We start from the raw sequence: 25,070 nt of genomic DNA, 5'->3' as shown, positions 1-25,070 counted from the left end.
TCCGCGGGCGGCTGCCGAAACAGCCACCCGCGTCACCACCTAGTTCGCCAAATCGTCGACGGTGGCCGCTTCGTTCCTGGACAGGTTGATGCCCAGGTTCGCCGCGGCGCGCTCCAGATCCTCGTCGTCGCCGTCGCGCATCTCGATCGCGGCGCCGTCCGAGGACAGCACTTCCACGTTGAGGCACAGCGACTGGAGTTCCTTGAGGAGCACCTTGAACGACTCCGGAATGCCCGGCTCCGGAATGTTCTCGCCCTTGACGATCGCCTCGTAGACCTTCACACGGCCCACCACGTCGTCGGACTTGATGGTCAGGAGCTCCTGCAGCGTGTACGCCGCACCGTAGGCCTGCATGGCCCAGCACTCCATCTCACCGAAACGCTGACCACCGAACTGCGCCTTACCACCCAGCGGCTGCTGCGTGATCATCGAGTACGGACCGGTCGAACGGGCGTGGATCTTGTCGTCGACCAGGTGGTGCAGCTTCAGGATGTACATGTAACCGACCGCGACCGGGTACGGGAACGGCTCGCCGGAGCGGCCGTCGAACAGGGTCGCCTTGCCGTTCTCGTCGACCATGCGCTCACCGTCACGGTTCGGCAGGGTCGAGCCGAGCAGACCGGTCAGCTCGTCATCCTTGGCGCCGTCGAACACCGGGGTCGCGATGTTCGAGTCGGCCGGGGCACCCAGCATCTCCTCGGGCAGCGAGGCCGCCCAGTCGGGACGGGTGCCGTCGGTGGCCACGTCGACATTCCAGCCCGCCTTGCCGATCCAGCCCAGGTGGGTCTCGAGGATCTGGCCGATGTTCATACGACGCGGAACACCGTGGGTGTTCAGGATGATGTCGATCGGGGTGCCGTCGGGCATGAACGGCATGTCCTCCACGGGGAGGATCTTGCCGATGACGCCCTTGTTGCCGTGGCGGCCCGCGAGCTTGTCGCCGTCCTGGATCTTGCGCTTCTGGGCCACGTAGACGCGGACCAGCTCGTTGACACCCGGAGGCAGATCGTCGTCGTCCTCGCGCGAGAACACGCGGATGCCGATGACCTTGCCGGACTCACCGTGGGGCACCTTCAGCGAGGTGTCGCGCACCTCGCGCGCCTTCTCACCGAAGATCGCGCGGAGCAGGCGCTCCTCGGGGGTCAGCTCGGTCTCGCCCTTCGGGGTGACCTTGCCGACCAGGATGTCGCCGTCGCGGACCTCGGCACCGATGCGGATGATGCCGCGCTCGTCCAGGTCGGCCAGCACCTCGTCGGAGACGTTCGGGATGTCCCGGGTGATCTCCTCGGCGCCCAGCTTGGTGTCGCGGGCGTCGATCTCGTGCTCTTCGATGTGGATCGAGGTGAGAACGTCCTCTTCCACGAGGCGCTGCGACAGGATGATCGCGTCCTCGTAGTTGTGGCCTTCCCACGGCATGACCGCGACGAGCAGGTTCTTGCCCAGCGCCATCTCACCGTTCTCGGTGCAGGGGCCGTCGGCCAGAACCTGGCCCTTCTCCACCCGCTGACCCTCGTCCACGATCGGACGCTGGTTGGAGCAGGTGCCCTGGTTCGAGCGGTTGAACTTGCGCATCCGGTAGGACTTGCGGCTGCCGTCGTCGGCCATCACGGTGACGTAATCGGCCGAGACCTCCTCGACCACACCCGGCTTCTCGTTCACCACGACATCGCCGGCGTCGACCGCGGCGCGCAGCTCCATGCCGGTGCCCACGATCGGGGACTCGGAACGGATCAGCGGCACGGCCTGACGCTGCATGTTCGCGCCCATGAGGGCACGGTTGGCGTCGTCGTGCTCGAGGAACGGGATCATGGCCGTCGCGACCGACACCATCTGGCGCGGCGAGATGTCCATGTAGTCGACCTGAGCCGGCGTCACGAACTCGACCTCTTCGCCCGCACGGCGGACGAGGACCTTCTCCTCGAGGAAGCGGCCCTCGGCGTCGACCGGGGAGTTGGCCTGCGCGCGAACGTAGCGGTCTTCCTCGTCGGCGGTCAGGTACTTGACCTCGTCGGTCACCTTGCCGTCGATGACCCGGCGGTACGGGGTCTCGATGAAGCCGAACGGGTTGACCCGCGCGTACACCGACAGCGAACCGATCAGGCCGATGTTCGGGCCTTCCGGGGTCTCGATCGGGCACATGCGGCCGTAGTGCGACGGGTGGACGTCACGGACTTCCAGGCCGGCGCGCTCACGGGACAGACCACCGGGGCCAAGCGCCGACAGGCGGCGCTTGTGGGTCAGACCCGACAGCGGGTTGTTCTGGTCCATGAACTGCGACAGCTGGGAGGTTCCGAAGAACTCCTTGATCGCGGCCACGACGGGACGGATGTTGATCAGGGTCTGCGGCGTGATCGCCTCGACGTCCTGAGTCGTCATCCGCTCGCGGACCACGCGCTCCATGCGGGACAGGCCGACCCGGATCTGGTTCTGGATCAGCTCGCCGACGGTGCGCAGACGACGGTTGCCGAAGTGGTCGATGTCGTCGATCTCGACGGGGACCTCTTCGCCACCGGGGGCGGTCATCGAGCGGTCACCGGCGTGCAGACGCACCAGGTACTCGATGGTGGTGACGATGTCTTCCTTGGTCAGCACCGAGGAGGTCACCGGCTCGTGCACGTGGATGCCGAGCTTCTTGTTGATCTTGTAGCGACCGACGCGCGCCAGGTCGTAGCGCTTCTCCTTGAAGAACAGGTTCTCCAGCAGGGTCTGCGCGGACTCCTTGGTCGGCGGCTCGCCCGGACGCAGCTTGCGGTAGATGTCGAGCAGCGCCTCGTCCTGGCCGGGCGTGCTGTCCTTCTCCAGGGTGGACATCATGATCTCTGAGAAGCCGAAACGCTCGACGATCTCCTCGGTGGTCCAGCCCAGCGCCTTGAGCAGCACGGTGACCGGCTGACGGCGCTTGCGGTCGATGCGGACACCGACGGTGTCGCGCTTGTCGACGTCGAACTCCAGCCACGCGCCGCGCGACGGGATGACGCGCACGCTGTGCAGGTCCTTCTCGGTGCCCTTGTCGATGCTGTGATCGAAGTAGACGCCCGGGGAGCGGACCAGCTGCGAGACGACGACGCGCTCGGTGCCGTTGATGATGAAGGTGCCCTTGTCGGTCATCATGGGGAAATCGCCCATGAAGACCGTCTGGCTCTTGATCTCGCCGGTGTTGTTGTTGATGAACTCCGCGGTGACGAACAACGGCGCCGCGTAGGTCATGTCCTTCTCTTTGCACTCATCGATAGAGGCCTTGACCTCTTCGAAGCGCGGATCGGAGAACGACAGGGACATCGAACCGGAGAAGTCCTCGATCGGCGAGAGCTCCTCGAGCACCTCCTCCAAGCCGCCTGCGAGACCGACGTCGCCGCGTGCGGCCGCCTTCTCACGCCAGTCGGGGGTACCGACCAACCAGGCGAACGAGTCCGTTTGTAGGTCGAGAAGTCCGGGCACCTCCAAGGGCTCACGGATCTTCGCGAACGAAACCCTCAACGGGGCTCCGGGGATTCCAGCCTTGGTCTGGGTGGAGACTGCCAAGATGCGTCCTTCCAGCACCTCACGCGCGTCGCGTGGTGGTCCGCGACCGTCGCTTGTCTGCTACGAATTCCGCTGGTTACAACCCGAACGAAACCCGAACAGGCAGCAGCGGAAGTAACACCGGAAGGTGGAACTTACGAGTGCGAATCAAGGTGTGGACAGGAGGCAGCCAGCGCAACGTCCAAACTTACACCCACATACACGGGGGTGTCAACGTACCATCCGTGCGACCGCTCACACGGCAAACGCGCCGAACTCCCGTGACACTGGCCGCGTCGGGTGTTCTGGGCGCTGAAGCCCCTGTAACAGCTGGCGCTGCTGTGAATAGGGTGACGGTTCGCGCCCGCCTCGTCAAGTGGCGCGGCGCGGTCTGTCCGAGAAGTGAGATCGACTGGCGCGCTGCGCATCCCCGTCCGGAACCGCGGCTATTTTACTCGCGACACGCCGTGTGCGCCAACTCGCGTAACCGCCGCTCAGCGCCCGTTTTTCCGATCGAGTCGAGCCGCCACCGCCCCTGAACACACGGCGAGCCCCGACCGAGTGGCCGGGGCTCGTAGTGGGAGAAAAAGACGCTCAGCCGTTGATCTGGCCGTGCTGAATCGTCTTGGTGTCGAACTGGGCGGTGGGGTGCTCGCTGCCGTAGGCGGCCATCACCTGGGTGTCGTCGGCGGACTCGTCGAGCGACTCGCGGATCGCCACCTGGGCCGCGTGCGGCAGGGTGTGCATGATCTCACGTACCCGCGCCTGGCGGCGGAAGACGGCCTGGCGAGCGGGCATGCCCGGCTCGGCCTTCATCTGCGGGATGATGCCCTCGATCTCCTCGGCGCCACCGTGGTGGTGACCGGCGTCGACGAGCGCCTGCTCGCGCGCCATCTGCGCCTCGTCCTTCTCCTCCGACATACCGATCGGGCCGATCATGCGGCCGTTGAGGAACTGCTTGACGACCGGCTCCTCGCTGGTCAGCAGCACCTCGCGGGGGCCGAACATGACCAGCTGGCGGCGGAAGAGCATGCCGATGTTGTCCGGCACGGTACGGGCCAGGTTGATGTTGTGCGTCACGATGAGGATCGTCGCGTCGATCTGGGCGTTGATGTTGAGCAGCAACTGCGCCAGGTACGAGGTACGCACGGGGTCCAGACCGGAGTCGGGCTCGTCGACCAGGATGATCTGCGGGTCGAGGACCAGCGCGCGGGCCAGGCCTGCACGCTTGCGCATACCGCCGGAGATCTCGCCGGGGAGCTTGTTCTCGGCGCCGAGCAGACCGGTCAGCTCGAGCTTCTCCATGACGATGCGCTTGATCTCGGTTTCCGACTTCTTCGTGTGCTCACGAAGCGGGAAAGCGATGTTGTCGAACAGGTTCATCGAGCCGAACAGCGCGCCGTCCTGGAAAAGGACGCCGAACAGTTTGCGGATCTCGTAGAGCTCCTTGTTGGAGCAGGTGGTGATATCGGTGCCATCGATGAAGATGGAGCCGCGCTCCGGCCGCAAGAGACCGATGAGCGATTTCAGGAACACCGACTTACCCGTACCCGAAGGGCCGAGCAGGGCGCTCACCTCACCCGAAGGGAGCGTGATCGACACGTCCTGCCAAATTCGCTGCGACCCGAAGGATTTGGTAACACCCTCGGTCCTGACCTCGACGCCCACGCCTACCTCCATTGTTGCCTGCGAGCAGCCCACCCCGCTGACCGCGCGCTCACATCACGGCGGTGCGTCACGACACTGTGGGTCCGGTCACTGTATCCCATCAGTGAGACAGGGCACACCCTCATATGACTGAAGAGTAACCCACCCGGTTGATACAGCGCGTATCACCATCGCATGTCCGGACAAATAACAAACGGGCGGCCCCCGAAAGGACCGCCCGTTCGCGAACGCGAAGCGCCGAATTACTTGACGGACACCTTGGCGCCGGCCTCTTCCAGCTTCGCCTTGGCGGCCTCGGCGGCCTCCTTGGCGACCTTCTCCAGGATCGGCTTCGGGGCACCCTCGACCAGGTCCTTGGCTTCCTTCAGGCCCAGGCCGGAGACGATCTCACGGACCACCTTGATGACCTGGATCTTCTTGTCGCCCGCACCCTCGAGGATGACGTCGAACTCGTCCTGCTCCTCGGCGGCGTCAGCGGCGGCCGGGGCGGCACCCGCGGCGGCAACGGCGACGGGGGCAGCAGCGGTGACCTCGAACTTCTCCTCGAACGCCTTCACGAAGCCCGACAGCTCCAGCAGGGTCATCTCCGAGAAAACCTCGAGCAGCTCTTCGGTGGACAGCTTGGCCATGATTGTTCCTTTCGGTAGTGAATGTCTTGTGCGCGCGGGCGTAATACCCGTGCGGGGGTATTACTCGGCAGCGCCTTCGGCCTGCTTCTTCTCCTGCAGCGCGGCGGCCAGACGGGCCACCTGACCTGCGGGAGCCGAGAACAGCCCGGCAGCCTTGGACATGTTGCCCTTCATCGCACCGGCCAGCTTGGCCAGCAGGACCTCGCGGGTCTCCAGGTCGGCGATCTTCTCGACCTCGGACACGGACAGCGCAGCGCCGTCCATGTAGCCGCCCTTGATGACGAGCGCCTTGTTGTCCTTGGCGAAGGTCTTGAGCGCCTTCGCGGCGTTGACCGGCTCACCCTGGATGAAGGTGATGGCGGTCGGTCCGACGAACAAGTCGTCCAGGCCCTCGACGCCCGCTTCCGCGGCCGCGAGCTTGACCAGGGTGTTCTTGGCGACGGAGTACGTGGCCTCGGCGCCGAGCGCACGACGCAGCTCGGTGAGCTTGCCGACCGAAAGACCACGGTATTCCGTGACAACAGTGGCCGTGGAGTTCTTGAACTGCTCCGCGATCTCCGCGACAGCGGTGACCTTTTCAGGCTTCGCCATACTTCGCCTCCTCTCTGATGTCGGTTCGTGAACGCGCACTACCGAATTCAGGGGCCGGCGACAAAACTAACGCCCCGGACGCAAGGCGTACCGGGGCGCGAAAGATCGGCCTCAGCTCTCCCTGCGTGGGCCGCCGGCAATGTCGCCGGACCTTCGATCGACACCACGCAAGCGGCATCGACGACCAACGGTCTTCGGTAGAACGAATGGGTAGCCATCGAACATGTCGATGACCGGAGTCCACTGTAGCGGTACCTGCCCCCATCTGCCAAAACGGGTCCAGCGCCCGCCCGATTCGGCCAAATCTCTTGTGGCGTAGCTCACTTTCGCTCCTGCAATGTGGTAGCAATCGCACCAAGAAAGTGTTACGCAAGGTGACAGTAACCTGGTTCACTCCTCAACTATGGCAACCTCCATAGTCGCTCCACCACCGCTGCTGGACCGACGTTCACAGCGATTCCTCGCACTCGCCGTGATCTGTCTGGCCGAACTGCTGGTCGTCCTCGACAACACCATCGTCAACGTCGCCCTCCCGTCCATCGGCGTCCAGCTGCAGACCGGAGTCTCCGGCTTGCAGTGGGTCGTCGACGCCTACACCCTGACCTTCGCCGGATTGCTGCTCGCCGCGGGCAATCTCGGTGACCGCTACGGTCGCAGGCGGATCATGATCGTCGGCCTGATCGGCATCGCGGTGATGTCGGTCGGCGGTGCGCTCGCCGAATCGATGACGCAGGTCATCGCGGCCCGCGCGGCGATGGGCGTCTTCGCCGCCGCGGTCTTCCCCGCCACCCTGGCCCTGATCATCAACATCTTCACCGACAAGCGCGAACGCGCACTCGCCATCGCCGCCTGGACCGCGATGGCAGGCTTCGCCATCGCCATCGGCCCGATCTCGGGCGGCTGGCTGCTCGAACATTTCAGCTGGCATTCGGTGTTCTGGATCAATGTGCCGGTGGCGCTGGCCGCGCTGATCGCGACGCTGATCTGGGTGCCGGAATCGCGCGCCGACCAGGTCGGCAAGCTGGATCTCCCCGGCATCGCTCTGTCGATCGCGGGCATCACGCTGGTGGTGTGGGCGATTATCGAAGCGCCGCACAACGGCTGGCTCTCGCTCACCACACTGTGCACGGCGGCACTCGGCGTCGTGCTGCTCGCCGCTTTCGTCACGTGGGAATTACGCACGGCCGCACCGATTCTCGATATGCGACTGTTCCGGAATCGGCGATTCTCGTTGCCCGCCTTGGCAATTGCCGTCGGCTACTTCTCGATGTTCGGGTTCCTCTTTCTGATCACGCAGTATTTCCAGGGCGTGCGTGAATACACCCCGCTCGAATTCGGCATCGCGTCTTTGCCGTTCGCGTTCTCGGTGGCCATCGGCGCTCCGGTCGCGACGCTGCTCGCGCAACGGGTCGGCACCACCGCGGTGCTGGTGATCGGGCTGTTGCTCACCGGGGTGGGCCTGTACCTGGGCGGCCAGGTCACGGTGGACAGCAGCTATGTGATCGGGGTGCTGCCCTCGATGGTGTCGATGGCGCTGGGCCTCGGCATCGTGCAGGGACCGGCGACCGAGTCGATCATGTCCGCACTCCCCCTCGACGAGGCGGGCGCGGGCTCGGCCGTCAACGACACCACCCGCGAAATCGGCGGCACCCTCGGCGTCGCGGTGCTCGGCTCGATCGTCGCCTCGTACTACACCAGCCGAATCGGCGCCCGGGTCGACGCCATCCCGCTCGGCATCATGAACGCCAACGAGAAGAGCCTGGTCAAGGCCAGTCCGCTCAGCGTGCTGGAGCTGCGCAAACGCGAGCTGACCCCGTTCCTGGAGTCCCAGCGCGAGAACCTCATCGTCGCCATGAAGACGGCGACCCTCCAGGGTGCGCACACCGCGTCCCTGGTGGCGGCGGGCGCGGTCGGGGTCTGCGCGGTGATCGTCGCGATCTTCCTGCCGTGGAAGCCGCAGGACGGCGAATCGGTGCTGCTCGGCTGGCGCAAGAAGGACTGACCCCGGAAAACCAGCGAGGGTGGGAACGCAGTGCGTTCCCACCCTCGCGGTCGATCAGGAGCTACCTGTCAGTGGAAGCTCACGCATCCTCGTCGAGGAGGTTGCGGGTGCGGTTCGGGTCCACCGGGATGCCCGGTCCGGTGTTGGTCGAAACCGTGATCTTCTTGACATAGCGACCCTTGGCGGTCGACGGCTTCACACGCAGGATCTCGTCCAGCGCGGCGCCGTAGTTCTCCACCAGCTTGGCGTCGTCGAACGAGGCCTTGCCGATGACGAAGTGCAGGTTGGCCTGCTTGTCGACGCGGAAGTTGATCTTGCCGCCCTTGATGTCGTTGACGGCCTTGGTCACATCGTTGGTGACGGTGCCCGTCTTCGGGTTCGGCATCAGACCACGCGGGCCGAGGACACGCGCGATGCGGCCGACCTTGGCCATCTGGTCCGGGGTGGCGATCGCGGCGTCGAAGTCCAGCCAGCCGCCCTGGATCCGCTCGATCAGGTCCTCGGCGCCAACGGCGTCGGCACCGGCGGCCTCGGCCTCGGCGGCCTTCTCGCCGGCGGCGAACACGATGACGCGGGCGGTCTTACCGGTGCCGTGCGGCAGGTTGACGGTGCCGCGGACCATCTGGTCGGCCTTACGGGGATCCACGCCGAGACGGACGGCGACCTCGACGGTCGCGTCGGTCTTGGTGGTCGCGGTCTCCTTCGCCAGGCGCGCAGCGGCCAGCGGGGAGTACAGCTTGTCGCGATCGACCTTCTCAGCAGCGGCGAGATACGCCTTGCTTCGCTTTGCCATGTTTCTCTGTCCTTAATGTTCGAGTTCAGATGTGGTGTCCCGGGCCTGGCCGGCCCTCCCACATAGAGCGAGGATTCGCTCAGCCTCAGTGCACGTTCGAAGGCTTCGCTGCGCCTGCGTGGTCACGCTGCGCTGCCGCCTCCGGCGCTGACGCTCAGCCTTCGACGGTGATACCCATCGAGCGGGCGGTACCGGCGATGATCTTCGCGGCCTGATCGAGATCGGTGGCGTTGAGATCCTCGGCCTTGGTCTTGGCGATCTCCCGGACCTGGTCCATGGTGACCTTGGCGACCTTGGTCTTGTGCGGCTCGGCCGAGCCCTTCTGCACACCGGCGGCCTTGAGCAGCAGACGCGCGGCGGGCGGGGTCTTCAGCTTGAAGTCGAACGTCCGGTCCTCGTACACCGAGATCTCGACCGGGATGACGTTGCCACGCTGCGACTCGGTCGCGGCGTTGTACGCCTTGCAGAACTCCATGATGTTGACGCCGTGCTGACCGAGCGCGGGGCCGACCGGAGGAGCCGGGTTCGCGGCGCCGGCCTGGATCTGCAGCTTGATGATCCCGGCGAGCTTCTTCTTCTTGGGGGGCATCTTTCTTCCTTGGGTTTCGGTTCCTTACGGTTGCCGTAAGCCTGTTGCGGGATCGCTCCCACGCCGGGTCCAAGCCCGGCATCCGCGCACGACCGGGCCCGAAAAGTACTACGGGAAGTCAGAGCACGAACCATCACACTCTACTTGACTCAACCCGCGACCCAGCAATCGGGTGGTGACCAGCGCAAACGCCGAACGGCACCGCCGGTGAGCGGTGCCGTCGAGCGAGAGCGGAGAGAATTCAGATCTTGGAGACCTGGGTGAAGTTCAGCTCGACCGGGGTCTCGCGACCGAAGATCGAGACGAGCACCTTGAGCTTCTGCTGCTCGGCGTTGACTTCGCTGATGCTGGCGGGCAGCGTCGCGAACGGGCCGTCCATGACGGTGACCGACTCGCCGACCTCGAAGTCGACCTCGATGACCGGCTTGCCCGCGGCAGCGGCACCGGCGTCCGAACCAGACGCGGCAGCGGCGGCGGCCGCCTTCTTCTGGGCCTGCGCACCGGCCGGGACCAGGAACTTCACGACCTCGTTGATGGTCAGCGGGGTCGGCTTGGCGCCGGGGCCACCGCCGGTCATGCCGACGAAACCGGTGACGCCGGGGGTGTTGCGGACCGCGCCCCACGACTCGTTGTTCAGTTCCATCCGGACCAGGATGTAACCGGGCAGCACCTTGCGGTTGACGTTCTTCTTCTGCCCGTTCTTGATCTCGGTGACCTCTTCGGTCGGCACCTCGACCTGGAAGATGTAGTCCTCGAGGCCGAGGTTCTGCACGCGGGTCTCGAGGTTGGTCTTGACCTTGTTCTCGTAGCCGGCGTAGGAGTGCACGACGTACCAGTCGCCGGGGACGCGGCGCAGCTTGGCCTTCATCGACTCGACGGGGTCGGCTTCGGGGTCTTCCTCGGTGGCGACGGCCTCGTCGGCCGCATCGGCGTCAGCGAGCTCGGTGGTGGCCTCGACCTCGTCGGTGGCGCTCTCCGCCACGACGGTGTCGTCAACCGGGAACTCGGCGTTTGTTTCGTTCTCCGGGGTGCTCACTTCGGCACTCGCTTCCTGTGTCGTCACGTACATCCTCTGGGCCGGGTCGGGTGCGCGGAGGCACACTCCGCCGTTCCGGCCCGCGATCGGCTACCGGCGTGGGTGTCGGCGATCAGCCGAACAGCCAGTCGACACCCTTGACGAACGCCACGTCGATCCCGGCGATGAACGCGACCATGAAGACCACGAACACCAGAACGACGGCCGTATAGGTGACCATCTGCTTCCGGTTGGGCCAGATCACCTTGCGCAGTTCCGCGATAACCTCTCGCAGGAACTTGAGCAGCCGCTTGAACGGGTTGCCCGATTTGGCCTTCCCGGCAGTCTTGTCTGCCTTGCGCAAGGAGGGCCGGTCCAGCGTGGCCACCGAACCGGTGTCCGCCGGAGCATCCGACGTGCGCGCACGGCGAGCTGTCCGCTTGCCGCTCGGCCGAGTGGCAGCGGCGGTGTCGTCGCCGTCTTCGGCGCGAGTATCCCGCTCGTCGCTCACGTCGATCCTTCCTCGTCGCTGGCATTCAGGGCAGGGGCGACAGGACTTGAACCTGCAACCTGCGGTTTTGGAGACCGCTGCTCTGCCAATTGAGCTACGCCCCTTCGGTTGGACCAGCCTGAGCTGTAGTTGTCCAACCACAGTCGATATTCGATTATCGAGCTCTGGTGCCACACAACATGCGCGCCGCTTCCGTGGGGGATCTAGTCCCCGGGAAGATCAGCGCGCAGCAGCCGGTGACCCCAGAGTCCCGAGTGTACGTTACCGCGTGCGGTATTCGCCAATCCGGTACAGCCGACCAGGTCAGGACAGCTGAACGGTTGCCGTGGCCCGCCCGAAGATCTTCTTGCCCGCCGACTTCGCCGTGATGGCGAGGACCGCGGTCCTGGTCTCGGGATCGACCGACTTCACCTTACCGGTGTACTCGACCTCGGCCGGGGACTCGGCGCCGACGTAGACCGGGCTGGTGAACCGGACGTTGTACTCCTTCACCGCGCCGGGATCACCGAGCCACGAGGTGATGAAACCACCGCCGAGGCCCATCGTGAGCATGCCGTGTGCGACCACGTCGTCCAGCCCGACCATCTTCACGATCTCGTCGCTCCAGTGGATCGGGTTGGCGTCACCGGACACGCCCGCGTAGTTCACCAGATCGCCACGGGTGAGCCGGACGGTGCGCGGCGGCAGTTCATCGCCCGCGGCCACACTGTCGAAGGACAGGGCGTGCGTGGGGACGGACGGCTCCGGCTGCCTGGTGACCGGATCGGGGGAGATCTCGGCGGGGAGCTCGGCCGGCGCGTGATGGTCGGGCTCTTCGAGGCCGTGCATGAGGATGTTGCGGACCGCGTCCGACATCGCCGGATCGATGTCGGCGCCGCTGCGGCCGACCAGCGTGGTGTAGGTGGTGAGCACCAGCTCGTCGTCCTGGGCGGTGACGATGTTCTTGGTGACGATGATGTCGCCGCCGAAGGCCTGCCGGAAGGAATGCAGGTACACATCACAGGTCAGCTGGTCGCCCACCCGGATCGGGCGGTGGAACTCCAGGATCTGGTCGGTCTGCATGATCTGACTCAGGTCGTAGCCGGTGACGATCCGCTCGAACAGCTTGCGCTGAGCGAGGATGCCGACCAGCGAGATGAAGGTGAGCGGGGCGAGCAGGCCCTGGTGGCCGTACTCGCGCGCGATGTCTTCCTCCCAGTGCACCGGGTGGTAGTCCTGCACGGCACGGGCGTATTCGCGCACCTTCTCGCGGCCGACCTCGTAGAAGTCGTCGACACGGTAGTGGTGGCCGACCATCGCCGCCGCGTGTGCGGCGGGATCGAACGGTTCGGCGGCTGCGGCGGTGACCGCTTCGTCAGTTCCGGTGTTCAGTGTCACCACGTGGACCTTACTCACACGGAGACCGCTCACAAGCCGTCCGGGGGTGTAAACATCGCCCCCGCGGGGTACTGTATTGCCCCCGGAAACGCACAAAGGCCGGACTTTCGTCCGGCCTTCGGCAAATGTTCTGGTGAATCAGCGCGACTCGCGGTGCGCCCGGTGGGTTCCGCAGTTCGGGCAGAACTTCTTCAGCTCGAGGCGGTCCGGGTCGTTGCGCCGGTTCTTCTTGGTGATGTAGTTGCGGTGCTTGCACTCTTCGCAGGCCAAGGTGATCTTTGGCCGGACATCGGTGGACTTCGCGGCCACGATATGCCTTCTTTCCGGTCTGGGCTGAGTCGTTATTGGTAGCGATGGCCGGACTTGAACCGGCGACACAACGATTATGAGTCGTTTGCTCTACCGACTGAGCTACACCGCCACGGCGGACCTGTTACGGTGGGCCGGCGGGAAAGTCGGTCACCACCGGCAATCCGGCGAGCCCCCTAACGGAATCGAACCGTTGACCTTTTCCTTACCATGGAAACGCTCTGCCGACTGAGCTAAGGGGGCATGACTACGTGGCACAGAGTCTGTATCGGCGGGCCGATCAGCGCGACCCCGTGCTCCGGCGTCCTGAACGAGATTACACACTACCACCCGAGAGCACCAAATCGGCAGGTGAGGCACGGTTTTTGCCCGCATGCACCCGTAGGATCGCCGGTCCCGGCAGATCGAGCCGTTCTCTACAAACCAAAGAACCCCGCCGATCTGATGATCGACGGGGTTCGATGTGGCAGATGTAGGATTCGAACCTACGTAGGCTTTCACCGACAGATTTACAGTCTGCTCCCATTGGCCGCTCGGGCAATCTGCCTTATGCGCCGTTTCCGGTGCGCTGAGCAGCTTACAACGAACCCACACCCCCAATGCAAACCGCCTGCACAACGACCCTGCGAGCACGGTCGGACCAGGCATGCGGGTACAACTGTCTCGGTGGCCGGCACACCTGTCGGCGCACCCATTGTCAGACCGTGAGGGACAGGAGCGCAGTGTGGCCGATTCGTCATTCGACGTGGTGAGCAAGGTCGATCGCCAGGAGGTCGACAACGCGCTGCACCAGGCGGAGAAGGAGCTGAACTCCCGCTACGACTTCAAGGGCACCGACGCGTCGATCGCGTGGTCGGGCGAGGAAGCCATCGTGCTGACCGCGAACGCCGAGGAGCGGGTCAAGGCCGCGCTCGACGTGTTCAAGGAGAAGCTGATCCGCCGTGACATCTCGCTCAAGGCGTTCGACGCGGGCGAGCCGCAGGCCTCGGGCAAGGTGTTCAAGATCACCGGCACGCTGGTGCAGGGCATCGATACCGAGAAGGCGAAGAAGATCTCCAAGAAGATCCGCGACGAGGGCCCCAAGGGCGTGAAGGCGCAGATCCAGGGCGAGGAGCTGCGGGTCAGCAGCAAGAAGCGCGACGACCTGCAGGCCGTGATCTCCCTGCTCAAGGGCGAGGATTTCGGCATCGCCCTGCAATTCGTCAACTATCGCTAGCGGCTGGCGCCGCGGGTTTTCGGCCTCGTGACCTCGCCGCCGAGCTGCGATACCGCGCCTTCGGCGTTCCGTCTCGCTACTCGGCGGCGAGGCGGCCGAAAACGTGGTGGTGACGTCAGAAGCGGTGGTCTCCGCCTGCCATCTCCTCGAGCCGCTTGATGCGCTCTTCCATCGGCGGATGCGTGCTGTACCAGCGGGCGATGCGGTCGCCCGCACGGAACGGGTTGGCGATCATCAGGTGCGATTCGCTGGTGAGCTTGGGATCGGGCGGCAGCGGGGCCACCTGGACGCCGCGTTCGATCTTGCGCAGGGCCGAGGCCAGGGCCAGCGGGTCACCGGTGAGCTCGGCGCCGGACTGGTCGGCCTGGAATTCGCGCGATCGCGATACCGCCATCTTGATCAGGCCCGCGGCGATCGGGCCGAGCAGCGAGACGAGCAGCACCGCGATGACGTTCGGGCCCTGACCGTCCCTGCTGCCGAACGAGCTGGCGAAGAAGGCCATGTTCGCCAGTCCGGTGATGATCGAGGCCATCGCGCCCGCCACCGACGAGATCAGGATGTCGCGGTTGTAGACGTGCGACAGCTCGTGCCCGAGAACCGCGCGTAACTCCCGCTCGTCGAGCAGCTGCAGGATGCCGCTGGTGCAGCACACCGCCGCGTGCCGGGGATTGCGGCCGGTCGCGAACGCGTTGGGCGCGTTGGTGGGGCTGATGTAGAGCCGCGGCATCGGCTGACGGGCCATGGTCGCGAGCTCGCGCACGATCCGGTACATGACCGGCGCTTCCAGTTCGCTGACCGGTTGCGCGTGCATCGCCTTCAGCGCCAGTTTGTCGCTGTTGAAGTACGCGTAGGCGTTCATGCCGACGGCCAGCACGATCGAGATGATCAGGATCGTCGGGCTGCGGAACATCGCCCCGATGGCGACGATCAACGCCGACAGCCCGACCATCAATCCGAAAGTCTTGATCCCATTGGGCATGATCGAAAAACGTGCGTGACTCCGGGATAGTTCCTGGTCAGCCGACGCGTTCGATGGTGTAGCAGACCAGCCGGCTCAGCGCCTCGTTGGCCGGGCCCGCGGGGAGCGCGGCCAGTTCGGCGTCGGCGAGGTCGGCGTACTCCCCGAGCTTCTCCTTGGCCAGGGCCATGCCGGGCGAGCGGCGCAGCAGCTCGAGTGCCTCGTCGACCTCGGCGTCGGTTTCCAGGGGGTGCGCCAGCAGGGTGCGCAGGCGGTCGCCGTCGGCGCCGGACTCGCGCAGGGCGTAGAGGACGGGCAGGGTGTGCACGCCCTCGCGCAGGTCGGTGCCGGGGGTCTTGCCGGACTGTTCGGCCGAGGACGAGATGTCGATGATGTCGTCGGAGATCTGGAAGGCGGTGCCGACGGCGTCACCGAGGCGGGCCAGCCGCTCGACGTGCTCGGGGCCGGCGCCGGAGAAGGTGCCGCCGAAACGGCCTGCGGCGGCGATGAGCGAACCGGTCTTCTCCCAGACCACGCGCAGGTAGTGCTCGACCGGATCCTGGGACTGCTTGGCGCCCATGGTTTCCCGCATCTGGCCGGTGACCAGTTCGGCGAAGGTCTCGGCGATGATGCGGACCGCGTCGGGACCGAGCGTCGAGGTGAGCCGGGAGGCGTGCGCGAACAGGTAGTCACCCGCCAGGATCGCGATGTTGTTGCCCCAGCGCGCGTTGACGCTGACCGCGCCACGGCGCTGCGTGGCCTCGTCCATCACGTCGTCGTGGTACAGCGTGGCCAGGTGCACCAGCTCCACGACGGTGCCAGCGGTGACCAGCGCCGGGTCGGTGGGATTGGGGCCGAGCTGACCGGTCAGCACGGTGAACAGCGGACGGAACCGCTTGCCGCCGGCGCGGGCCAGGTGCAGTGCGGCTTCCTGGAGGAATTCCTCGCCGTCGGAGAGTTCGTCGACGAGCAGTTTCTCGACCGCGGCCAGGCCGTCGCGCACGGTGGCGGCGAGTTCGGGATCGACGAGATCTACCCCGGCAACCACGGTGCTCTCGTCGCTCACAGCCGATGTGCTCATTATCTTCTCCCAGCGATGCGTCCGACCCCGACGGGTAGCAACCTAGCGTGTTCCGGCGCCCACGCCGATGAACACCGTCACACAGTGACTATTCCCGGTGTACCCGACACTCTCGCACAGCGCCCCGAGGTGCCAGTATTGAGCCATGGGTTCACCGGATCTCACCCCCGCCGACCGCGCTGTCCTGCCTGCCGCCGTCGAGGTGCTGGTCGTCGGTGCCGGGCCCGCCGGTTCGGCGTCGGCTGCCTGGGCGGCGCGCGCCGGACGCGATGTGCTGCTGCTCGATTCCGCTGTGTTCCCGCGGGACAAGACCTGTGGCGACGGGCTGACGCCGCGCGCGACCGCCGAGCTCGAGCACCTCGGCCTCGGCGAGTGGCTGCGCGCGCACACGGTGAACCACGGCCTGCGGATGGCCGGTTTCGGCCGGGAGGCGTTGCTGCCGTGGCCGGGCGGGTCGTTCCCGACGTACGGAAGCGCTGTTCCCCGAACCGAACTCGACGACAAGCTGCGCGAGACCGCGATCAAGTCCGGTGCCAGGATGCTCGACGGCGCGAAGGTCACCGAGGTGCTGCGCGAAGGCGAGCGGGTCACCGGCGTGACGGTGCGCGTCGGCGATGCCACCCACTCGGTGCGCTGCCGGGTGCTCGTCGTGGCCGACGGCGTGCGCTCCCCCATCGGAAAACAGTTGGGCCGCACCTGGCATCGGCGCTTCGCCTACGGGACCGCGGCGCGCGCGTACATCAAGTCGGGACGCAGCGACGACCAGTGGATCTCCTCGCACCTGGAACTGCGCAACGCCGCCGACGAGCTGGTGCCCGGCTACGGCTGGATCTTCCCGCTCGGCAACGGCGAGGTGAACATCGGCGTCGGTTCGCTGGCGACCGAACAGCGGCCGTCGCACATCGCGCTCAAGCCGCTGATCGAGCACTACACCCGGCTGCGCCGCGAGGAATGGCAGCTCGAGGGCGAGCTGCGTGCCGTCGCGTCGGCACTGCTGCCGATGGGTGGCGCGGTGTCGGGAGTGGCCGGGCCGAACTGGGTCCTCGTCGGCGACGCGGCGGGCTGTGTGAACCCGCTCAACGGTGAGGGCATCGACTACGGCCTGGAAGGCGGGCACATGCTCGCCGGGCTGCTGGACGAGCCCGATCTGAGCCGGGTCTGGCCGCAGCTGCTGCGTGACCGGTACGGCCGCACGTTCTCGGTGGCGCGCAGGCTCGCGGGCCTGGCCACCCACCCGAAGATGGTCCCGCTCGGCGGGCCGCCGGTGATGCGCTCGAAGTACCTGCAGCGCACGGCCGTTCGGGTGATGGGCAATCTGGTGACCGACGAGGACCTCGACATCACCGCCCGCGCCTGGCGAGCAGCGGGACGTGCCTCGCTGCGAGCCGACGACCTGCCACCTTTCAGCTGAGCTCCCCCGTCAGGCGCGGTGCCGCCGGTTCGACGGCACCGTCGCGGGTGTCAGTTCTTGGCGAACCAGCCCTCGAGGAACTTGCGTTCGCTGTTGAGGACGCGCTGGTGCAGTTGCTCGGCGAGCGGCTCGATGGCGCCGCCGACCAGCGGCACCTTGACGGTGACCGTGCCGACCACTTCGATCTCGCTGCCCTCGGCGGTGGGGCGCAGTTCGTAGGTGCCCGACATCTCGGTGGTGATGCCGCCGGTGCGGCCGGTGAAGTCGCCCTTGGCGACCTCACCTCGCAGCGGCTGCCAGTTGTCGGTGCGCGAGAGCACGAGATCGCTCTTGAGGACCTTGCGCACCAGGCCGGGGACCTTGTCCCGACCGGGGGTTTCCGTCATGTGCAGGCGAATCGAACCAGGCCCGTCGGGATGGGACAGTTCGACGGTCGCGGTGTCGGCGGCGGCGAAGCGCTCCTGCCAGACCGCATCGTCGACGAGTGCCCGGTGAAGCTCTTCGACCGGGACGGTGTAGGGCACGGTGAAGCTGAATTTTCGGGACATGGGCGCACACGCTAGCGCAGGAGACAGCTAGGGTGGCGGCGTGTCGGAAACCAGCCAGTCGGAGAGGCGGACCAAGCGCCTGCGACGGGTGAGAACCGGGGTGCTCGGTGCCGCGACGGTGATCAGCGTGCTGATGGTGCTGCTGGTTCTCGCCGCCTGGCGCAACGATTACGAGATCGAGAATCATCGTGGCGTCACCGCGGGCGAGGTGCTCTCGGCGGGCCGGTTGCGTTCGGCGGTGATGTACGTGACGCCCGACAGCGTGACCCACAATCCGAAGGTCGGCATCCTGTATCCGACGAATCTGACCGCCGGTCAGCGGATCAACGTGGAGTACAGCACGCGCGACCCCGACCTGGTCCGGGTCGCCGGGCGCGATGCGCGGGTGGCGATCATCCCGGCGGCGTCGGTGATCGTGGTGGTCTGGGCGCTGGCGTTGCCCGCGCTGTGGCTGGTGCGGCGCAAGCAGCGCGAGGCGTAACTTCTCCTGCTGTTCGTCCCGGCTTCACGTCGGTGTGGGTGTGCCGCGCGGTGTGGCGGTCACCCTGAGAGGGTGCGCGTAGCCATCGTCTCGGAGTCTTTCCTGCCGAACATGAACGGCGTCGTCAACTCCGTGTTGCGGGTGTTGGACCACCTGGACCAGCACGGGCACGACGCGATGATCGTGGCGCCCGACACTCTGCGCGGCGTGCCGCCCGCCCCCCGTTTCCACGGCCGTTTCCCGGTGCACCGGGTGCCCGCGATGATGGTGCCGAAGGTCAGTTCGCTGCCGGTCGGCCTGCCGCAGCCGGGGATCACCGCCGCGATCGCCGCCTTCGATCCGGACGTGGTGCATCTGGCCTCGCCGTTCCTGCTCGGCGCCGGTGGGCTGGCGGCCGCGACCCGGCTCGATCTGCCCTCGATCGCGGTGTATCAGACCGATGTGGCCGGCTTCGCCAAGAGCTACGGCCTCGGGCTGGCCGCGCGGGCGGCCTGGGCGTGGACGCGCCGGATCCACGAAGGCGCGACGCGCACGCTGGCGCCGTCCTCGGCGGCCGCGCAGGACCTGGCCGACCACGGCATTCCCCGGGTGCACCGCTGGGGCCGCGGCGTCGACATCGACCGGTTCAATCCGGCCGCGCGCAGCGCCGAACTGCGGGCGAGCTGGCTGGGCTCGCAGGACCGGCTCGTCGTCGGTTTCGTCGGCAGACTCGCGCCGGAGAAGCACGTCGAACGACTCGCCGCGCTGGCCGGTGATCCTTCGATCCAGCTGGTCGTGGTGGGCGACGGGCCGGAGCGGGCACGGCTGGGCCGGCTGATGCCCGACGCGGTGTTCACCGGTGAACTCGGCGGCAGCGAGCTGGCCACGCACTACGCGAGCCTGGACGTGATGGTGCACCCGGGCGAGCACGAGACGTTCTGCCAGGGTGTGCAGGAGGCGCTGTCCTCCGGTGTGCCGGTGATCGGTCCCGACGCGGGCGGACCGCGCGATCTGATCGCGCACTGCCGCAACGGCTATCTGCTGCCGGTCGACCGGTTCGCCGAACTGCTGCCGAGCGCGGTGTCGGCCCTGCGCGATCCGAGCCAGCGCGCCCGGTTCGCGACGGCGGCCCGCAAGTCGGTGCTGCACCGCACCTGGCCTGCCATCTGCACCGAGCTGATGACGCACTACGCCGACGTCACCGGCACGCGCGACCGATTGCCGCGCTCGGCATAGAGGGCCGCGGCCGGAGACGGATAAGCTCGATTCGTGGCGACAACAGAGCAGCGGGAACCGATTCGGGCTTCGCTGGACAAGCAACCCCACGAGGTCGCGTCGATGTTCGACGGTGTGGCGAAGCGCTACGACCTCACCAACACGGTCATCTCCGGTGGCCAGGATCGGTACTGGCGGTGGGCGACGCGGCGCGCGCTCGGGCTGCGACCGGGTGAGCGGGTGCTCGACCTGGCGGCGGGCACCGGGGTCTCGACCGTGGAGCTCGGCAAGTCGGGCGCCTGGTGCGTGGCCACCGACTTCTCCCAGGGAATGCTCGCCGCCGGCCGGTTCCGGCAGGTGCCGATGGTGGCAGGCGATGCGATGGCCCTGCCGTTCGCCGACAATTCCTTCGACGCGGTGACCATCTCCTTCGGCCTGCGCAATGTCGCCGACATCGATCTGGCGCTGCGCGAGATGCTGCGGGTGACCAAGCCGGGCGGGCGCGTGGTGGTCTGCGAGTTCTCCACCCCGGTGTTCGGGCCGTTCCGCACCGTCTACATGGAGTACCTGATGAAGGCGCTGCCGCGGGTGGCGCGGGCGGTCAGCTCCAACCCCGACGCCTACGTCTACCTCGCCGAGTCGATCCGCGCGTGGCCGAATCAGCGCAGGCTCGCCCGGCGCATCGCGGACGCGGGCTGGGACTCGGTGCAGTGGCGTGACCTCACCGGTGGTGTGGTGGCGCTGCATCGCGGCTACAAACTGGGCTGAAACCCCCTCGATCCCGGGGTGAATCCGGTCACTCCGGGACAGCGCGCGGCGGGCGCTCCCCTGTCGGAACATACCCTGATCAGGGCCGATATTCCGGGCTCGACCTCACAGTGAAAATTTTGACATGTGAGGTCGATTGTCACCTGGACATAACGTTCGGTAAATCGAGCGCAACGACAGGTGCGGATGATCGAAGCCATGACAGGGGAAGCTGACATCCGCGAGACGGGCGCTGTGCGTACACAGTGCTCGTACTGCGGCGTCGGCTGCGGCATCAGCGTCCAGACCAAGACTGATCAGTCGGGCGCGCGGTTGATCGCGAAGGTCAGCGGCGACAAGCTGCATCCGGCGAACGCGGGCAGGCTGTGCACCAAGGGCGCCACGCACGCCGAGATGATGGCGGCCCCCGGCCGGATGGAGTCCGCCTACCACCGCCCCGAGCGCGGTCAGGTCCCCGTCCCGCTGCCGGTCGACGAGGCCGTCCACGAGACCGCCACCCGGCTGCGAGCGATACTCGACGAGCACGGACCCGACGCGATCGCCCTCTACGTCTCCGGGCAGATGTCGCTCGAAGCTCAGTACCTGGCGACCAAGCTGGCCAAGGGCTACCTGCGGACCAAGCACATCGAAGCCAATTCGCGGCTGTGCATGGCCAGCGCGGGCACCGGCTACAAACAGTCGCTCGGCGCCGACGGCCCGCCCGGCTCCTACGACGACTTCGAGCACGCCGACCTGTTCTTCGTCTCCGGCGCGAACATGGCCGACTGCCACCCGATCCTCTACCTGCGGATGGCCGACCGGCTCAAGGCGGGCGCCAAGCTGATCGTCGTCGACCCGCGCCGCACCGAGACCGCGGCCCGCGCCGACCTGTTCCTGCAGATCGCGCCCGGCACCGACCTCGCGCTGCTCAACGGCCTGCTGCACCTGCTTGTCGCCGACGGCGCGATCGACACCGCCTTCATCGCCGAGCACACCGAGGGCTGGGAGGCGATGCCCGAGTTCCTCGCCGACTACCCGCCTGCCAGGGTCGCCGAAATCACCGGCCTTGCCGAGGCCGACATCCGCACCGCGGCGATGATGATCGCCGAGGCGGGCGAGTGGATGTCGCTGTGGACGATGGGACTCAACCAGTCCACCCACGGCACCTGGAACACCAACGCCCTGGTGAACCTGCACCTGGCGACCGGCGCGATCTGCCGCCCCGGCAGCGGCCCGTTCTCGCTGACCGGCCAGCCCAACGCCATGGGCGGCCGCGAGATGGGCTACATGGGACCCGGCCTGCCCGGCCAGCGCAGCCTCCTCTCCCCCGCCGACCGGACCTTCGTCGAAAGCGCGTGGGACCTGCCCGCGGGCACCCTGCGGACCGAGGCAGGCCCCGGCACCATCGACATGTTCCGCGGCCTCGCCGACGGCGAGATCAAGGCCGCCTGGATCATCTGCACCAATCCCGTTGCCACCGTGGCCAATCGCAAGACGGTGATCGCCGGGCTGGAGGCGGCCGAGCTGGTCGTGGTGCAGGACGCCTACACCGAGACCGCCACCAATGCCTACGCCGATCTGCTGCTGCCCGCCACGCTGTGGGCCGAAGCCGATGCGGTGATGGTGAATTCGGAGCGCACTGTCACCCTGCTGCAGCAGTCGGTCGATCCGATCGGCGACGCGCGGCCGGACTGGTTGCTGATCGCGCAGGTCGCCACGGCCATGGGCTTCCCTGGTTTCGACTTCGCCTCGAGCGCCGAGGTGTTCGCCGAACTGCAGCAGTTCACCAACCCGGCGACCGGCTACGACCTGAGCGGCATGAGCTACGAGCGGCTGCGCGAGGGCCCGATGCAGTGGCCGTGCCGCGACAGCGACTCCCCGCGCAACCCGATCCGCTACGTCAACGACGGCACCCATCAGCCGCTGCACGTCGAGGCCGACGGCACCACCCCGCGCCTCGCGTTCGCCACCCCGAGCAGGCGCGCGGTGTTCTTCGCCCGCCCGCACCTGCCCGCCGCCGAACTGCCCGACGACGACTACCCGTTCCTGCTCAACACCGGCCGCCTGCAGCATCAGTGGCACACGATGACCAAGACCGGCAAGGTCGCCAAGCTGACCAAGCTCAACGGCGCGCCGTTCGTCGAGGTGCACCCCGAGGACGCGCGGCGCCTCGACCTGAAGCCCGGCGACCAGCTCGAAATCGCCTCGCGCCGTGGCCGTGCCGTGCTGCCGGTGCAGATCAGCGATCGCGTGCGACCCGGTGATTGCTTTGCTCCTTTCCACTGGAACGACGAACAGGGCGAATACCTGACGATCAACGCGGTCACCAACGACGCGGTGGATCCCGCCTCGCTGCAGCCCGAGTTCAAGGCGTGCGCGGTGGCACTGCGCCGGGTCGGCCCCGCCGCCGCACCCGAGCAGGCACCGGCGCAACCGGTCCAGCAGCCGGCGCAACCCGCCACCCACCCCCTGGCCGGGATTCTGGGCCTCGACGCGGGCGCCTCGCCGACACTCAGCGAGACCGAGCGCATCTACCTCGGCGGCTATCTCGCCGCACTGCAATCGCTGCCGGTGACCGGGCAGCCGGTGCTGCCCGCGAGCGCGCCGCTGTCGGCGCAGTCACGGCTGTGGGTCGACGGGCTGCTGGCCGGCATGTACTCGCGCACCGCCGGCGCCGCGACCGAGATCGCAGGCGCCGATGCCCCGGCCGCCGCCCCGGTGACGGTGCTGTGGGCCTCCCAGACCGGCAATGCCGAGGAACTCGCGGCCACCGTCGCCGCACGGCTGTCCGCGGCAGGCTTCCTGCCGTCGCTGCTCGACATGGACTCCTGTGAGCTGTCGGCGCTCACCGGCGACATCCTCATCGTCACCAGCACCTTCGGCGACGGCGGCCCGCCCGACAACGGCGCCGACTTCTGGACCAGGCTCGAAGACAGCATCGTGCGCCTCAACGGCGTCCGCTACGCGGTCTTCGCCCTCGGCGACTCCTCCTACGACGACTTCTGCGGGCACGGCCGCAAACTCGACCGCCTCTTCGCCGAGCGTGGCGCCAAGCCGCTGGTGCCGCGAGTCGACAGCGAACCCGACTTCGCCGACGCCGCCGAGCAGTGGCTCGACGACGTCCTCGCCGCACTCGGCGGCTCGACCGCGGACGATGCCGGACCGTCGGACTCGACGGGAGGTGGCGCGCCCCCGATTCCGAACGGTATTGCGCCGCACCAGAGTTCCGGCCCCTCGCTGGCCATGCCCTCGGGTCGCGGTGGAGCGATCGTGCTCGACCGTCCGCTCACCGCCGCGCCGAGCCGCGTCCAGCGCGCCGCCCCGGCGCCTTTCACCCGTCAGTCGCCGGTCCGCGCGACCCTGATGCGCAATGAAATCCTCAGCGCTCCCGGCTCGTCGAAAGAGGTGCGCCGCTTCGGTTTCGACCTGCACGACCTGGATGCCAGCTACGAGGTCGGCGATTCGCTGGGTGTGCTGCCCGCCAACGGCACCGAGCTGATCGAGGAATGGCTCGCCGCCACCGGCCTGGACGGACGCCGGGTGATCGAGCTGGACGACCGCGAGCTCACCCTCACCGAGGCACTGCGCACGCACTACGACATCACCAAGGTGAGCCAGGATCTGCTCGGCTTCATCGCCGAACGCAACCCGCATCCGCAGCTGGCCAAGCTGCTGCGCCGCGACAACCGCAACGAGCTCGCCAACTACCTGTGGGACCGCCAGGCCGTCGACGTGCTGCGTGACTTCCCGGTCCGCACCGACCTGGTCGACTGGCTCGGCGCCCTGAAAAAGCTGCAACCACGCCAGTATTCGATCTCGTCGAGCCCGCTGACCACCCCCGACGAAGTGCAGCTGACCGTGGGTGTCGTCCGCTACGGCGATCCCGTGGGCGATTCCGCCCGGCGCGGCGGCGTGTGCTCGACCTTCCTCGCCGACCGGGCCGGCGCCGAGGTCCCGATCTTCCTGCAGCGGGCACCACATTTCCGCCCGCCCCTGGACCCGAACGCCCCGATGATCATGGTGGGTCCGGGCACCGGTATCGCTCCTTTCCGTGGTTTCCTGCACGAGCGCCGGGCCATCGGCGCGACCGGACGCAACTGGCTGTTCTTCGGCGACCAGCACGCCGCCCAGAACTTCTACTACCGCTCCGAACTCGAGGACATGTTCCGCTCCGGCTTCCTCACCCGCCTCGACCTGGCCTTCTCCCGCGACCAGCGCGAGCGGATCTACGTGCAGCACCGGATGATCGAGCACGGCGCCGAGCTGTGGTCGTGGCTGCGCGACGGCGGCCACTTCTACGTCTGCGGCGACGCGGCCCGCATGGCCAAGGACGTCGACGACACCCTGCTGCGCATCGCCCAGATCCACGGCAAGCTGGACGAAGCAGGCGCCCTGGCGTTCAAGAAACAGCTCGTCGCCGAAAAGCGCTACGTGCGCGACGTGTACTGA

20 protein-coding genes and 4 tRNA genes are annotated in these 25,070 nt (G+C 67.1%); 7 read left to right on the top strand and 17 right to left on the bottom strand.

The window, feature by feature from the left end; translation table 11 throughout:
* Positions 1-39: 39 nt before the first annotated feature.
* The 4 genes from rpoB to rplJ all read right to left on the bottom strand — a co-directional run bounded on the left by rpoB (position 40) and on the right by rplJ (position 6,389).
* Positions 40-3,540 (bottom strand): DNA-directed RNA polymerase subunit beta, encoded by a 3,501-nt coding sequence (rpoB, locus tag IEY60_RS07905; protein ID WP_189025608.1) that lies wholly within the window; start codon positions 3,538-3,540, stop codon positions 40-42.
* Positions 3,541-4,095: 555 nt separating this feature from the next.
* Positions 4,096-5,181: an ABC transporter ATP-binding protein gene (locus tag IEY60_RS07900; RefSeq protein ID WP_308426087.1), complete on the bottom strand. Its 1,086-nt coding sequence runs from the start codon at positions 5,179-5,181 to the stop codon at positions 4,096-4,098.
* Between the two features lie 230 nt (positions 5,182-5,411).
* Positions 5,412-5,798 carry a 50S ribosomal protein L7/L12 gene (rplL, locus tag IEY60_RS07895; protein ID WP_189025606.1) on the bottom strand — a complete coding sequence of 129 codons (387 nt, stop codon included), beginning with the start codon at positions 5,796-5,798 and terminating at the stop codon, positions 5,412-5,414.
* Between the two features lie 60 nt (positions 5,799-5,858).
* Positions 5,859-6,389, bottom strand: coding sequence for a 50S ribosomal protein L10 (rplJ, locus tag IEY60_RS07890; protein ID WP_189025604.1), 531 nt, complete (start codon positions 6,387-6,389; stop codon positions 5,859-5,861).
* 403 nt (positions 6,390-6,792) lie between these two features.
* On the opposite strand from rplJ, the gene IEY60_RS07885 reads away from it, so the two are divergent.
* Complete coding sequence (locus IEY60_RS07885) at positions 6,793-8,391, top strand: MFS transporter (RefSeq protein WP_189025602.1); 1,599 nt, start codon at positions 6,793-6,795, stop codon at positions 8,389-8,391.
* 79 nt (positions 8,392-8,470) lie between these two features.
* On the opposite strand, the gene rplA is transcribed toward IEY60_RS07885, so the two are convergent.
* The 10 genes from rplA to IEY60_RS07835 all read right to left on the bottom strand — a co-directional run bounded on the left by rplA (position 8,471) and on the right by IEY60_RS07835 (position 13,532).
* The gene (gene rplA / locus IEY60_RS07880) at positions 8,471-9,184 is read right to left on the bottom strand and encodes a 50S ribosomal protein L1 (protein WP_067641870.1); all 714 of its coding nucleotides are present in this window, start codon (positions 9,182-9,184) and stop codon (positions 8,471-8,473) included.
* Between the two features lie 154 nt (positions 9,185-9,338).
* Positions 9,339-9,773, bottom strand: coding sequence for a 50S ribosomal protein L11 (rplK, locus tag IEY60_RS07875; RefSeq protein ID WP_019049397.1), 435 nt, complete (start codon positions 9,771-9,773; stop codon positions 9,339-9,341).
* Positions 9,774-10,014: 241 nt separating this feature from the next.
* Positions 10,015-10,809 carry a transcription termination/antitermination protein NusG gene (nusG, locus tag IEY60_RS07870; RefSeq protein ID WP_189027378.1) on the bottom strand — a complete coding sequence of 265 codons (795 nt, stop codon included), beginning with the start codon at positions 10,807-10,809 and terminating at the stop codon, positions 10,015-10,017.
* Positions 10,810-10,921: 112 nt separating this feature from the next.
* Positions 10,922-11,299, bottom strand: coding sequence for a preprotein translocase subunit SecE (gene secE, locus IEY60_RS07865; protein ID WP_189025600.1), 378 nt, complete (start codon positions 11,297-11,299; stop codon positions 10,922-10,924).
* 31 nt (positions 11,300-11,330) lie between these two features.
* A tRNA-Trp gene (locus IEY60_RS07860) sits at positions 11,331-11,403 on the bottom strand.
* Between the two features lie 199 nt (positions 11,404-11,602).
* The gene (locus IEY60_RS07855) at positions 11,603-12,670 is read right to left on the bottom strand and encodes a fused (3R)-hydroxyacyl-ACP dehydratase subunits HadA/HadB (protein WP_308426099.1); all 1,068 of its coding nucleotides are present in this window, start codon (positions 12,668-12,670) and stop codon (positions 11,603-11,605) included.
* A 144-nt stretch (positions 12,671-12,814) separates the two neighbouring features.
* Positions 12,815-12,985, bottom strand: a complete 171-nt coding sequence (rpmG, locus tag IEY60_RS07850) for a 50S ribosomal protein L33 (RefSeq protein WP_019049401.1) — start codon at positions 12,983-12,985, stop codon at positions 12,815-12,817.
* A 36-nt stretch (positions 12,986-13,021) separates the two neighbouring features.
* Positions 13,022-13,097 (bottom strand) — tRNA-Met (locus tag IEY60_RS07845).
* A 58-nt stretch (positions 13,098-13,155) separates the two neighbouring features.
* Positions 13,156-13,228 (bottom strand) — tRNA-Thr (locus IEY60_RS07840).
* 221 nt (positions 13,229-13,449) lie between these two features.
* Positions 13,450-13,532 (bottom strand) — tRNA-Tyr (locus IEY60_RS07835).
* A gap of 177 nt (positions 13,533-13,709) precedes the next feature.
* On the opposite strand from IEY60_RS07835, the gene IEY60_RS07830 reads away from it, so the two are divergent.
* On the top strand, positions 13,710-14,201 hold the full coding sequence (locus IEY60_RS07830; protein ID WP_189025598.1) for a YajQ family cyclic di-GMP-binding protein: 492 nt from the start codon (positions 13,710-13,712) through the stop codon (positions 14,199-14,201).
* A 115-nt stretch (positions 14,202-14,316) separates the two neighbouring features.
* On the opposite strand, the gene htpX is transcribed toward IEY60_RS07830, so the two are convergent.
* Positions 14,317-15,180: a zinc metalloprotease HtpX gene (htpX, locus tag IEY60_RS07825; RefSeq protein WP_189025596.1), complete on the bottom strand. Its 864-nt coding sequence runs from the start codon at positions 15,178-15,180 to the stop codon at positions 14,317-14,319.
* Between the two features lie 37 nt (positions 15,181-15,217).
* Positions 15,218-16,240 carry a polyprenyl synthetase family protein gene (locus tag IEY60_RS07820; RefSeq protein WP_308426086.1) on the bottom strand — a complete coding sequence of 341 codons (1,023 nt, stop codon included), beginning with the start codon at positions 16,238-16,240 and terminating at the stop codon, positions 15,218-15,220.
* A 145-nt stretch (positions 16,241-16,385) separates the two neighbouring features.
* Here IEY60_RS07820 and IEY60_RS07815 point away from each other — a divergent pair, with 145 nt between their 5' ends.
* Entirely contained in the window at positions 16,386-17,651 is a 1,266-nt protein-coding gene (locus IEY60_RS07815) for a geranylgeranyl reductase family protein (RefSeq protein WP_189025594.1), read from the top strand.
* A gap of 50 nt (positions 17,652-17,701) precedes the next feature.
* Here the strand turns inward: IEY60_RS07815 and IEY60_RS07810 are convergent, their stop codons facing one another.
* Positions 17,702-18,199: a DUF2505 domain-containing protein gene (locus IEY60_RS07810; protein ID WP_189025592.1), complete on the bottom strand. Its 498-nt coding sequence runs from the start codon at positions 18,197-18,199 to the stop codon at positions 17,702-17,704.
* A 40-nt stretch (positions 18,200-18,239) separates the two neighbouring features.
* Between IEY60_RS07810 and IEY60_RS07805 the strand changes: the two genes are divergently transcribed.
* From IEY60_RS07805 to IEY60_RS07790, 4 genes are all read left to right on the top strand, one after another.
* Entirely contained in the window at positions 18,240-18,680 is a 441-nt protein-coding gene (locus IEY60_RS07805) for a DUF3592 domain-containing protein (protein ID WP_189025590.1), read from the top strand.
* A gap of 72 nt (positions 18,681-18,752) precedes the next feature.
* Complete coding sequence (locus IEY60_RS07800; RefSeq protein WP_229739642.1) at positions 18,753-19,895, top strand: glycosyltransferase family 4 protein; 1,143 nt, start codon at positions 18,753-18,755, stop codon at positions 19,893-19,895.
* 33 nt (positions 19,896-19,928) lie between these two features.
* On the top strand, positions 19,929-20,642 hold the full coding sequence (locus IEY60_RS07795) for a demethylmenaquinone methyltransferase (protein ID WP_189025588.1): 714 nt from the start codon (positions 19,929-19,931) through the stop codon (positions 20,640-20,642).
* A 186-nt stretch (positions 20,643-20,828) separates the two neighbouring features.
* Positions 20,829-25,070 (top strand): bifunctional nitrate reductase/sulfite reductase flavoprotein subunit alpha, encoded by a 4,242-nt coding sequence (locus IEY60_RS07790; protein ID WP_189025586.1) that lies wholly within the window; start codon positions 20,829-20,831, stop codon positions 25,068-25,070.

The sequence above is a fragment of the Nocardia rhizosphaerihabitans genome (assembly GCF_014646295.1).
Classification (GTDB): Bacteria; Actinomycetota; Actinomycetes; order Mycobacteriales; family Mycobacteriaceae; genus Nocardia; species Nocardia rhizosphaerihabitans.
The sequence above is the reverse complement of the archived record's forward strand: the minus strand, read 5'-3'. Positions and strand labels throughout refer to the sequence as shown.